Source organism: Eubacterium ramulus ATCC 29099, assembly GCF_000469345.1.
Classification (GTDB): domain Bacteria; phylum Bacillota; class Clostridia; order Lachnospirales; family Lachnospiraceae; genus Eubacterium_I; species Eubacterium_I ramulus.
This window is the reverse complement of record NZ_KI271082.1, coordinates 1-12791: the sequence shown is the minus strand read 5'-3', so window position 1 is coordinate 12791 and position 12791 is coordinate 1. Positions and strand designations below refer to the sequence as shown.

The window sequence follows — 12791 nt, the reverse complement described above, 5'->3', positions numbered from 1 at the left end:
AAAAATGCATAAATTTTTATAATAAATTTATCAAATATAACAGGAATTATAAGAGGAGGGAAGTAAAAATGGCATCGGTATTTAAGCAGCTGGGACAGATCAGTATGGTTGTAGAAGATGTGATGGAAACTGCAAAAATCTGGAATGACGAGTATGGTATCGGTCCCTGGGGATTTCTTCATTTTACAGAAGAAAATATGACATCAATGTCAGTTCACGGAAAAAATGTTCCATATGCTATGGACATTGCATTATGTAATATGTATCCGAATATTGAAATTGAATTGATCGCACCGAAAGATGACCGGAGTATTTATGCAGAATTTTTGAGAGAGCATGGTCCGGGAATACATCACATTGCTTTTGTGACACCGCACGGAACGTTTAATGTTGCTAAAGAAATGCTTGAGAGAAAAGGAATCGAACATGCGCAGGGCGGAAAAGATCCTATGGGGCAGGAATTTGCATATTATAATCTGTGTAAGCAATTGGGATGCTTTATAGAACTGAATGACAGACCGGATGATTTTCATCCATTACCACCGGAAGAACAGTATCCGGAAAAATAAGAGGGGAGATACGATACATGAGAGAACTTGAAGGAAAAATTGCAATTGTAACAGGTGGAATACGGGGAATCGGAAGAGGTATCACGGAAGAATTAATGCAGGAAGGAGCTTCCGTTCTGGCAGCGTATTTTGAGGCAGAAGAGGAAGCGGTTCTGGCAATGAAAGAACTGCGTCAGAAAGCAGAGGAATATCAGGTCCGGATAGAGGGTTTGCATGTAGATATTTCCAAAGTCGCTGAAATTGAAAGACTGTTTGATTATTGTGAAAAAGAATTAGGAAAATTGGATATTTTTATTGCAAATGCAGGGGCAAATATTCCGAGAAAACCAATTTTCGAGCATTCAGAGGCCGATTTTGACCGTGTCTGCGGAGTAAACTTTAAGGGTACTTATTTCTGCGTAAAGGAATGTGGTCTTCGCATGAATGATAATGGTCGGATTGTATTGATCTCATCCAGTTCGGTACCATATCCGGTAGATGGACATTCTGTATATTCACCGACAAAAGCTGCGGTAGAGATGCTGGCGCATGATGCAGCGCTGGAATATGGTGTGAGAGGAATTACTGTAAACAGTGTGGCTCCTGGAGTTACTCTGACGCATATGGCAAAAGATGTTTTATCTCCGGAATTTATTCAGGAGGTAAAAGAGGGCACTCCGTTAAAGAAAGTTGGATTACCGAAGGATGTGGCACAGGCGGTTGTATTGTTGTGTTCACCAAAGGCAGAATGGATCAACGGACAGCGAATTACCGCAAATGGGGGAAGTCATTTCTGACAGATAAGGGAGGAAATCTGATATGAAGAAAAAAGAAAAACACAGTTTTGGGATTAAGGGCTGGTGGACGATTATTTTCTGTGGCCTGCTGTACTATATGATGACGGGTACGTCGGCTGATGGTCTGAATGTTATGGTACCGGGTTTTTGTGAGTTAAAGGGATGGGACTATTCTACGCTGCTTTCGTTTTCTACCATTGCCGGTCTGGTTGGAATGATAATTGCATTTCTGACAGCGCGGTTAATTACGAAAAAAGGTGCAAAATTTGTGATTGTTTTATCCTGTATTATCGCTGGTGCAGCATTCATTTTATATGGATATTCATCTTCTATGGCAATGTATCTGGTTACGATTTGTTTTGCCTGTGGTTTTGCGTATGTATACAGTTTTCAGGCAACCGGTCCGGTCATTGCAAAATGGTTCCCGAGAAAACGTGGAATCGTTATGGGATATGTGACTGCGTTTATGCCACTGGCATCAGCTACATTCCTGTATCTGTTAAACTGGCTGATCGCTACCTTCGGTTTTCAGAATGGTATCGCAATTACCGGTATTATGACAATCGTTTTAGGCATCATTGGTATGTTCTCTATTAAAAATACACCGGAGGAAGCCGGAATGCTTCCGGATAATATGCCGATGACAGAAGAAGCAAAGAAGGCTTTAAAAGAAGAGAGTGAAAATTATGTAAGTCCATGGACTGCAAAAAAATTACTTAAAAATAAAGTCGTATGGTGCATCGCATGCGCATATGGTTTCATGATGTTGGCGAATACGGGTGTGATCAGTCAGCTGGTACCAAGGATCACAGTGGACAAAGGGTATACAGCCGGAATGGCTACGGTCATGTTTTCCGTTGCTTCCTTATGCGGTATTGTACTGAGTATTGCCTGGGGCTGGTTGGATACAAAAATCGGAACAAAAAAAGCGTCATTTGTTATGCTGATCTGGTTTATTATTTCCGTTGTTATGAATCTGATTCCAAATAATACGATCACACTCTGGATATCTATTGTTATGATCGGTGGAGATCTTGGCGGTACTGCAAACTTCTTGGTGTCTATGACCACAAGAATTTTCGGACGACGGGATTTTGATGCTGCATACGGTATTATTTATCCGATTTTCAGTGTGATTCGTACCATGGCATTTGCATTTGTAGGATTCTTTACAAAATATGTAAATGATATTTTCGGACAGAAATATGCAGGAGCTTATATCGGTTTGATCATTGCCTGTGTAATTTCTATGATTTTTGTAAGTCAGATTGATTATGATAAATTTTTAGGTCATGATATTTTGAGAGAGACAGAATGATCCTGAGGGAGGAGGACATATTTGTGATTTTAAGAAAAGAACCATTGATGAAGAACATCAGGCAGATCGGATTTGATGATTTAAACGGGAAGCCGGCATTCCAGATGGCAATGCAAAAAGTTGATGACAGGTATTATTTATATACGGCATCCTTTGCACATAATGGTTGGAATATTGTAGAAGTTACAGATCCGGAAAATCCAAGGAATGTGAAATGGATCGAAGGCCCCTGGTTTTATGATATTAAGGATGGACAGGCTACCATGAAAATTCAGGTGGCAGATGGATTGATGATTACTGCGCATGGAAGTCAGGCAAGTTTCCTGATGGGATGTGAGGAAAACTGTCCGAGCTGGGGTGGAATTATGATCTGGGATGTGAAAACAGATCCGGAAACACCAAAATATCTGGGGAAATTTGAATGTCCGGGAGGGCAGGGCGTACACAGATCTTTTTACAGTGGCGGACGGTATGCATACATTACCGGATGCGATGAAGGATTTGCAAGTTTCTTTTTGCGAATTATTGATTTACAGGATCCGACCAATCCGGTGGAGGCAGGCCACTTTTATGTACCGGAACAGATTGAAAAAGACGCGGATGATGTAAAATTCGGGGATCATCTGTTTCATCCATTTGTTCATGCGGTAACCGTAAAAGATGATATTGCGTATCTTGCATATTCAAATGTTGGTTTTGTAATGGTGGATGTCCATGATAAAAGTAATCCGAAAATGATCAGCAAATTGCCAATAAATCCTGTATTTGGCGGAGATGCGGGTGGTGCACCGGTTCATACCGCTTATCCTCTGGGAGACCGTCCTTTTGCAATCGTGTCGACAGAAGGGGAAAGAAGCCGCTACTTTGATGGTATCAAGGAAAATGGATTTGGAAAAAAAGTAGAATATCAGGCAATGAATACGATCCTGATGGTTGAAACAGGTGTGGTGAAACAACCCCGTGTGATTGCGGTATTTCCATATCCGGAAGTTCCGGAAGGATACACACATGGAACGAATTTCAATTTTGTAGATAGTGTAAGAGTTCCATTTGGACCGCATAATTTATTTGATGCATTTGGGGTAGATGTATATCAGAAACTGGATCAGAAAGTGCTGTGCTGTTATTTTCATGCTGGATTGCGTATTTTCGATGTGTCAGATCCGTTTGTACCAAAAGAAGTGGCATATTTTCTACCGCCGGATCCAGAGAAAATGTTGTTTGACAATAAAGAACACAATCTGATGCCGGGATCGCCAATCGCAATTACAGAAGATGTTCTGGTAGATGACAGAGAAAATATATATATTTCAACACAACAGGACGGATTATATATTTTGCGGTATACCGGGGAAGAAGGGCTGCATTAAGGTGGCGATGAAGCGGCTGCATGTAGGCTGCGAATAAAAAAAGAGTGAGAATTGCATCACGCGAACTAAGACGTTCGCTTTGATGAAATTCTCACTCTTTTTTTAATGTCAGTTAATGAGCAGCCGCAGATAGACCTTGTGGGCTGTATCACGCAGAATGAACGATTGTTTGTTGTACAACATATGATATGTAAATAGCGAAAGGTGTCGTATTTTTTCTTCCCAAGCGATTGTTAGCGGGGGAGACAAAATACGACACCTTTCGTTTAAAATAAAAGTACAACAGCCATTTATTATTTTTCGGCGTCCCGAAGGGCGTTCAGTGCCTGTCCTCCCATCGGGTAGAGTGCGATCAGGTTGAAGATGGTCATAAGGCCAACACCTACGTCACCGAGATCCCATACTGTGGTGTAGGCTGCAAGTCCTCCGATGAAGAGCATTACAAGAGCCACGATTTTGTAGGCAGTCTGGTAACACCACTTATTTCCGAACAGGTAGGCTACGTTAGAGCGGGCATAGAACAGAATTCCGATGAAGGTGGAAAAACTGAACATTGCCAGGGTAGCTGCGATAAAAATCGTTCCAAATGTTCCAAGGTGGTACTGCATAGCAGACTGCAGCAGATCCATGCCGACAAGTCCGTTGGTGAGTTCCTGTGGTACGAGAAGCAGGATCATTGCAGTACAAGTACAAATCACAATGGTATCAATAAATACGCCCAGTGACTGTACCAGACCAATTTTAACAGCGTCATCGCTTTTGGCAGCAGCTGCCGCACATGGTGCAGAACCGGAACCGGCTTCATTGGAAAACAGTCCTCGTTTTACACCATTCATTAATACAGCACCGAAACCGCCGGCTGCAACCTGGCGGAAACCAAATGCTTCCTGGAAAATACGTGCAAAAACGTCCGGCATCTGTCCGAGATGTGTAAGAATGATAATGACAGTAAAAATAAAGTATGCACATGCCATGATCGGAACCATGATGTCCAAAACCTTTACGGTTGCATTTTTCCGAAGTACAATAATTGCAGCAAGAACAACAAGGATGATGGTCGTTGCCAGTGGCGGGATGGAAAATGCATTTTCAAAGGCAGAGGTAACAGAATTGCTGATCACCTGACTGATGCCGCACCAGCAGATAAGGCCGGAAATTGCAAAAAGTACAGCAAGTACGGAGTATTTGCGATAAGTACCGTCTTTTCTTTTTGCAAAAAAATGATGCATATAATAAGCAGGTCCGCCATGGTATCCACCATAGAGCGGATCTTTTTCTTTGTGGAGTTGTGCCAGGGTACCTTCAATAAAAGCAGTAGAAGAACCAAGCAGTGCGGTGATCCACATCCAGAATACAGCACCGGCACCTCCGGCTGAGATAGCTGCCACAACACCTACCAGATTACCCATGCCGACGCGGGTAGCCGTGGAGACGATCAGTGTCTGAAATGAAGACAGACCGCCGTGTTTGTCTTTTTTTTCATTTAAGGCACGAACCATATCCGGAAAAAGGCGGATCGGCAGAAATTTTGTCCGAATGGTAAAGTAGATTCCGGTTGGAATCAGTAAAATAACGAGAAGCGGAAGACCTAATGTTCCGCCTCCGGGCAATGGAAGAGTGACCAGATCACCCCATAAAAAGTTGTACACAAGTTCAATAATTGTTGTCATAATGTCCCCCTTAGTTTTACAGATAAATAATGAATCGGTTTTGTATTTCATCGGAAAATCAGCTGTTCAGATTTTGTTTCATATCTGTAATTAGTAAATGATAAAGGCAAGTATAGCATATATCTCTGAAAACATCAACACTTTAAAGCGCGAAACTTTAAAGCAAAAAACTATATGCTATAGTTTACTCGTGCCATTCGCAAATTCAAGAATGTCTCTGCAATCCTGCCGGAGATAAAAAACGAGATTCCGAATGCGGTTTACATTCGGAATCTCATTTCCTAATTTACAGATACTTCTCCGGCAAGGACTTTTTTGTAATCCTCATAATTCTTCTTCAGAAGTTCCGGGGTATTCAGTTCATATGGACATTTTTTTATGCACTGGCCACATTCCAGACAGTTCTCAATTTTTTTCATTTCTTCCTGCATCTGCGGAGTCAGCCAGCCGGCACTCGGTGCGCGGCGCAGCATGAGGGACATGCGGGCACACTGATTGATCATAATGCCAGCAGGACATGGCATACAGTAACCGCAGCCACGGCAGAAATCACCGGTCAGTTCCAGTTTTTCTTTTTCGATATAAGCAGAAATTTCTTCATCCATGGAAGGGGTATTTTCCATATAAGAGAGCCATTCTTCCAGTTCGGATATTTTCTGGATTCCCCAGATTGGCAGAACATTATCAAACTGTGTCATGTAAGCCATGGCAGCTTTGGAGTTGTGGATCAGCCCTCCAGCCAGTCCTTTCATGGCAATAAATCCCATGTTCTGTCTGGAACAGGCTTCTACCAGATGAAGTTCCTGTACAGAGGAAAGATAGCTGAACGGGAACTGCATGGTTTCGTACAGACCGGAAGCGACACATTCTTCTGCGATACCGATCTTGTGTGCAGTGACACCGATGTGGCGGATCATCCCTTGTTCTTTTGCTTTCAGCATACATTCATACATTCCTGTTCCGTCTTCCGGGCGGTAACACTGGTTGACACAGTGGAACTGGTACAGATCCAGATAGTCTGTCCGAAGTAAGTGCAGGGATGTTTCTAACTGACGCCAGAATTCATCCGGAGTCGTTGCGGCTGTTTTGGTGGCAATATAAATTTTATTGCGCATGTGTCCGAACGCTTCTCCCATTTTTTCTTCGCTGTCGCTGTAGGCACGGGCAGTGTCAAAAAATGTCATGCCACCTTCGTAAGCACGATGCAGGATTTTGACTGCTTCTTCCGTGGATACACGCTGGATTGGTAATGCACCAAAGGCATTTTGTGGTGTCTGGATGCCGGTGGATCCTAATGTAATTTGTTTCATAATGTTTCACCTCATAAATAACTATTTTTTATTCTGAAATTTTTTATTATTTTATTCAGAAGATATTATCAGTTACAGATATTGTATACTGACAGGAAGCATGATGCAAGTTCAAGTCGAACCTGTTTATAAGATCTGAAAAGCATAAGATGTATCGAATGCTCATCAAGCAAAGACAAATGTACGTTGTATAAAGAAAAAAGCTTGCATATTGCAAAAACCTGTGATATGCTCTTATACGGATTTGTTGTTGCAATCAGATGCATATTTTTGGCATCGCAGACAAGTTCACTCTGGAGAGTCTTCGCATATGCGAAGCGCCGAAGGTGTCGCGGTTAAGTGATCGGATGATCTGTGCGTATCGTATGGATCGCTCCTTTCAGGTTATAACCGCTTATCTCTCAGGCAAAAGGACAGAGCATACCACAATATATGCATGTTCTACTCTTTAGAGGCTGATAGTTTATCAGCCTTATTTTTTATATAAAAAGGGAGAGAAGAAAATGGCAAAATTATTTAATCAAATTCTTACATCAATCGACGGTTTTGTATGGGGCGTTCCCCTGATCGTCCTCATTCTGGCAGTCGGTGTATTTTTGACCATAAGAGTCAAAGGTCTGCAGATCCGGCTTCTGCCACGTGCAATCAAGGAACTTTTTGTAAATGAAAAAAGTGGTGACAGCGGAGAAGTATCCAGTTTCGCAGCATTATGTACTGCATTGTCCGCAACCATCGGTACCGGTAATATCGTCGGTGTTGCAACCGCGCTGGTAGCCGGAGGTCCGGGTGCGTTATTTTGGATGTGGGTAGCTGCATTTGTAGGTATGGCTACCAAATATGCGGAGTGTCTGCTGGCAGTGAAATATCGTACCGTTGCAGAGGATGGTCATATTGTGGGTGGCCCGTTCTACTACATTGAAAAAGGTATGGGACCAAAGTGGAGATGGCTGGCAAAGATTTTTGCGTTTTTCGGTGTCTGTGTAGGTTTGTTTGGTATCGGAACATTTACACAGATCAATGGTATCACAAATGCCGTACAGACATTTTTTGATCCGGATAAAACATGGACTGTGCATATGTTTGGAATGAATTATTCCTGGACAGTTGTAATCGCAGGTGTATTGTTATCTATCTGTGTCGCACTGGTAGTTATCGGTGGCATCAAACGTATTTCCAGTGTTTCACAGGTTGTTGTGCCGTTTATGGCAGTTGCATATGTAGTTGTTGTATTAATCATTCTGTTGACACATCTCGGAGAGATTCCGGGAGCGTTCAGGACAATTATTGAGAGTGCGTTTGGTCTGCGGGCAGCAGCAGGTGGAGCACTGGGAGCTGTATTGATGGCAATGCAGAAAGGTATTGCCCGTGGTATTTTCTCCAATGAGGCAGGTCTTGGTAGTGCACCGATCGCAGCAGCAGCAGCACTGACCGATTCTCCGGGACAGCAGGGTCTGATTTCTATGCTGGGAACATTCATCGATACAATCGTAATCTGTACAATGACTGGTCTTTCTATCGTAATTGCAGGTACATGGAATATCGGTCTGGAAGGTGTGGCAGTTACTACAAAAGCATTCCAGATGACATTACCGTTCCCGGAACAGCTTTCATCTTTTATTCTGATGATCTGTCTGGTGTTCTTTGCATTTACGACGATTCTCGGATGGGATTATTACAGTGAAAAATGTCTGGAGTATTTATCCAATGGAAATCAGAAAGTAGTCAAAGGTTATCGTTGGTTATACATTTTGGCAGTATTTATCGGACCGTACATGACAGTTTCTGCTGTATGGACCATTGCGGATATCTTTAATGGACTGATGGCGATCCCGAACCTGATCGCACTGGTGGCACTGAGTGGTGTGGTTGTCAGTGAGACAAAGATTTATCTGAAACGTATTGGAAAAGTGTCATAAAAATTACTTTAATATATGAACGCAGAATAAGCAAAGCGACTGCGTTCATGAGCAAGTAGCGAAAGCGGATTGCGAATGTCCGCTTTACACGAAAATGTGGTATTTTACTTTCGCGGCTAACAATCGTCCGCTTAGGAAAAATACCACATTTTCTTTATCAATATACGGAATTTACAATTTCATAACTTTACACTCGTGCTTTTTTGTTTCTTTATCATAGCCAATTCCAACTGCCAATATATCGCCGGTGTATTTCTGCTTTTCAGCAGTTTTCCCCAAAAACCGGAGTGCATATTTGCGGTCAATGATCTGCTGAATAGCATCATCTGCAGAATGATCTACTTTCAATTCAAGGATCAGACAGGTATCTTTTGGATTGTAAGGATAAAAGATAAAATCTACATATCCGATACCGGCTTTGTCTTCGCGTTCTACCCGATATTTGTCCCTGGCAGCGAGGTAAATTAGATTTATAACAGCAGTCAGTTCTGTTTCATGGTTATAAGCCAGCAGTGGACTTTCCGTGTTATGTGCATATTCCAAAATAGAAGTCATCGTGTCGGTGTCTCCGGATAATGTCGCGGATAACATCCGGGCAGATTCTTTTGCCAGTCGATACACATAACCGAAAGAGGATTCTTTCATCAGCATATCATCAAATTTATCCATCAATTCTTTGTTTGGAATACAGATCTGTCCGTCTGCATAACTTAAAAATCCATAAACAACCATGGCAGAAAAAATCTCATCACGGGTTGAGAGATTCATGGATGTGGCAGCATATTCCCGTATTTTTGCGGGAACTTTTTCACCGGAAACCATAAGTGCCAGATCGGTGCGCACATCATCAATATTATTTTCAATGTAATAATAAATTTCGTCATATGGTCCCGAACTTGTCCAGTAATTTCCAAGATTATTATTGGAAAGGGCAGCGACAACAGATCGTGGATTGTACAGTTTTTCACCGGATTTTGTCTGATATCCATCATACCAGAAACGCAAGCCCTCCCGGGTGATCTGTGGATTTTCGGTACAATTAATATATCGGTTATATAAAAGATCCGTTTCCGTTTCTGTAAAACCAAAATCCGCAGAAAAACGTTCTTCAGAAGCCATTGTATATTCCAGAAACATGTTCAATTCAGAACCGCTGGAGTATTTTGCTATCGGTAGAATACCTGTCATATAGGAAAGCAAAACATAAGGGCGGTCTTTTAACAGATTGCTCAGAAAAGAAATATACTGTTGCTTGTCTGTGTCGGTAATAAACGCTTTATGGAAAATACAATCCCATTCATCCAAAACAAAAATAAAACGTTCTCCGGTACGTTCAAAAATTTTGCGCAGCAGATCCCAGACAGCATCCTGAGAATCCAGATTTAAATTGGCATATGCAATACATAAATCGTCTTTTAGATTTTTACGGATACGGTGAATGTACTGCTGATAGTTGTTACAGTCTTCCGGCATCTCACTGAAATCAATGAAAATGGTATTATACTGATTTATATGTGCGTTATATTCTGTATTGGCAGCAATTTTAGAGCCATTGAAAATGGTATCGGCGGAACATCCTTTTCCGAAAAATGTACCTATCATATTTGCCATAATGGTTTTTCCGAATCTGCGGGGTCTGGTAATACAGATATGGGAATTCCCGGTTTTTACCAATGGAAATAATTGCTCCAGAAGCAGACTTTTGTCTATAAAATATGTCTTTTTCGTTTCACTTTTGTATAAATAAAAAGGTGATGTGCTGTTTAAATAGACGCCCATGGGAGCCTCCTTCCAGTAAAAACAAACATACTTATGCGTTAACATTAAACGCAAATATATGTTACATCTACATCAAACATATATGAATAACACATAGATTTCATTTACATGATACCATATAAATATGGTTTTGAAGTAGTTTTATTCCGTAATATTGTATTTTTTTAATTTATAGTACAGTGATGACCGGTCAATATTCAGCAGCCGTGCGGCCTTTGCCTTGTTTCCGTTTGTCTGCAGCAGTGCCTGGATGATAGCCTCTTTTTCTGTGTTCTGGATTTTACGGGACAGATCCTTCCAGGATACTTCACCGGTTGTCGGGGCAGAAGCAGTGGAATCGTGCTGCGCAGCAGAATCAGCAGGGTTTGCATTCCACAAGGCGTGTGAGCTGGACTGATCTGAAGCAATGGATGAGGGAACATCTGCATTTGCATGAACAGACTGCTGAACCAGCTCTTTTAAGAAACCGCAGCTTTTCATCGTAATGGTACGGTTGTTGTTGATGGTGCACAGGCGTTCTACAATGTGCTCCAGTTCCCGGACATTTCCCGGCCAGTCGTAAGTCTGGAAGAGTTGCAGAACATCCGTGTCAATGGAAATGACGTGTGTATCATGTTCGGCATTATATTTTTGAATAAAATAATCGGTCAGTTCAGCAATATCTTTTTTTCGGTTTCGGAGTGGCGGGATTTTTAATTCTACGGTGTTGATACGATAATAAAGGTCGCTGCGAAAATGTTTTGTCTGTATCAGCTGTTGCAGATCCTGGTTTGTACAGCAGATGATTCTTACATTGACCTTGATCGTATTGATACCGCCGATTCGTTCAAACTCCTGTTCCTGAAGGACGCGCAGCAATTTGCTCTGGAGTGTCTGTGGCATTTCACCGATTTCATCCAACAGGATCGTACCGTGGTTGGCTAACTCGAATTTACCGGGTTTTCCGTTTTTGGATGCACCGGAAAAAGCACCCGGTTCGTATCCGAATAATTCTGATTCCAGCAGTTCGGTAGGAATAGCGGCACAGTTGATTTTTATATAAGGATGGAATTTGCGCGGACTCATTTCGTGAATGGCTTTTGCAAATAATTCCTTGCCGACACCGGTTTCTCCTGTGATCAGGATTGGCAGATCTGATGCAGCATAATCCGAAATGGTCTGTTTGATCTCAAGCAAAGCAGGAGAGTGACCGATGATGCGGTTCAGGCTGTCAAAATGATTCTGCAGCATGTTTAATTCGTGCCGGTAGAATTCATTTTCTTTGCGGACAGCAGAAAGTTCACGATTCAGTTGTGTGACTGTGGGAAGGACATCCTGCATGATTGTTACGGCAGCAGCACCAATGACCTGGCCATTTTGAAAAATCGGCATGCGATTGCAGGCAACTGTCACATTTTTCTTCTGGGAATGGTCATAAAGAGTCATCAGGTGTCCGATGTCCGGTTTGCCGGATTTCAATACTTCAACCATGCGGGTTTTGGGAATCACATCGGTGACAGGCTGTCCGATGGCCTGTTCCCGCGGAATACCAAGGAGACTGGCATAGGATTCATTCAGATAAACAATGGTTGCATTTTTATCTATAATGATAAAATTTGGAAAAGTTTCCAATGCGTCTAATAATAATCTTGAAAGTTTCATTTAAAATCCTCTTTTGGGTAGTGAGAAAGGTTAAATTCAAGAATGCATTGGCATTCTTGCTGTGAGATGCAAGTCATGCAATGCATGACATGTTTTTCAGAATCAGTATGACACATATGTGTGGAAAAAGCAAATAAAATGTAGAAAAGTGTAGGAAAATTAAACATGTATAAACGCTGATTGTGTTAAAAAATAAACAGTGTTTTTGCGTAAACCGCATAAATCAAGGCTTTTAAAAGTTGGCACGATTATTGCAATGTATTAGGTAACCTCTTGGAAACCTAAGCGATTCATCGGGCTTTTTTTAAGCTCAAATGGGGGTTTGGGTACTATGATAAAGCTCCGCATGAATGCAGGACGTAATTCTAAGAGACGATCACGAAACTATAATAACTATGGAGGAAAAGTAAAAAATGGATTTCGGATTAAGTAAGAAACACGA

Annotated in this window: 9 protein-coding genes and 1 riboswitch; of the genes, 5 read left to right on the top strand and 4 right to left on the bottom strand. The window is 41.8% G+C overall.

The features are described 5' to 3' along the window. Positions 1 to 68: 68 nt before the first annotated feature. The 4 genes from HMPREF0373_RS01410 to HMPREF0373_RS01395 are packed head-to-tail and all read left to right on the top strand — an operon-like array spanning position 69 to position 4033. A complete protein-coding gene (locus HMPREF0373_RS01410) occupies positions 69 to 569 on the top strand; it encodes a VOC family protein (RefSeq protein WP_044962549.1) in 501 nt (166 codons plus the stop codon). Between the two features lie 17 nt (positions 570 to 586). Continuing rightward, entirely contained in the window at positions 587 to 1345 is a 759-nt protein-coding gene (locus HMPREF0373_RS01405; RefSeq protein WP_021737759.1) for an SDR family NAD(P)-dependent oxidoreductase, read from the top strand. Positions 1346 to 1367: 22 nt separating this feature from the next. After that, a complete protein-coding gene (locus HMPREF0373_RS01400) occupies positions 1368 to 2663 on the top strand; it encodes an MFS transporter (RefSeq protein WP_021737758.1) in 1296 nt (431 codons plus the stop codon). 23 nt (positions 2664 to 2686) lie between these two features. Then, positions 2687 to 4033 (top strand): LVIVD repeat-containing protein, encoded by a 1347-nt coding sequence (locus tag HMPREF0373_RS01395; protein ID WP_044962555.1) that lies wholly within the window; start codon positions 2687 to 2689, stop codon positions 4031 to 4033. Between the two features lie 293 nt (positions 4034 to 4326). On the opposite strand, the gene HMPREF0373_RS01390 is transcribed toward HMPREF0373_RS01395, so the two are convergent. Together HMPREF0373_RS01390 and HMPREF0373_RS01385 are read right to left on the bottom strand one after the other, a co-directional pair. Next, on the bottom strand, positions 4327 to 5703 hold the full coding sequence (locus HMPREF0373_RS01390) for an alanine/glycine:cation symporter family protein (RefSeq protein ID WP_154301493.1): 1377 nt from the start codon (positions 5701 to 5703) through the stop codon (positions 4327 to 4329). Positions 5704 to 5984: 281 nt separating this feature from the next. Beyond that, complete coding sequence (locus HMPREF0373_RS01385; protein ID WP_021737755.1) at positions 5985 to 7013, bottom strand: aldo/keto reductase; 1029 nt, start codon at positions 7011 to 7013, stop codon at positions 5985 to 5987. Between the two features lie 283 nt (positions 7014 to 7296). Beyond that, positions 7297 to 7440: riboswitch (glycine riboswitch) on the top strand. A gap of 76 nt (positions 7441 to 7516) precedes the next feature. On the opposite strand from HMPREF0373_RS01385, the gene HMPREF0373_RS01380 reads away from it, so the two are divergent. Further along, a complete protein-coding gene (locus HMPREF0373_RS01380; protein WP_021737754.1) occupies positions 7517 to 8929 on the top strand; it encodes an alanine/glycine:cation symporter family protein in 1413 nt (470 codons plus the stop codon). Between the two features lie 171 nt (positions 8930 to 9100). On the opposite strand, the gene HMPREF0373_RS01375 is transcribed toward HMPREF0373_RS01380, so the two are convergent. Both HMPREF0373_RS01375 and HMPREF0373_RS01370 read right to left on the bottom strand, forming a co-directional pair. After that, entirely contained in the window at positions 9101 to 10708 is a 1608-nt protein-coding gene (locus HMPREF0373_RS01375; RefSeq protein ID WP_044962548.1) for an AAA family ATPase, read from the bottom strand. Between the two features lie 141 nt (positions 10709 to 10849). Then, positions 10850 to 12349 carry a sigma-54 interaction domain-containing protein gene (locus HMPREF0373_RS01370; protein WP_021737752.1) on the bottom strand — a complete coding sequence of 500 codons (1500 nt, stop codon included), beginning with the start codon at positions 12347 to 12349 and terminating at the stop codon, positions 10850 to 10852. Positions 12350 to 12791 lie beyond the last annotated feature (442 nt).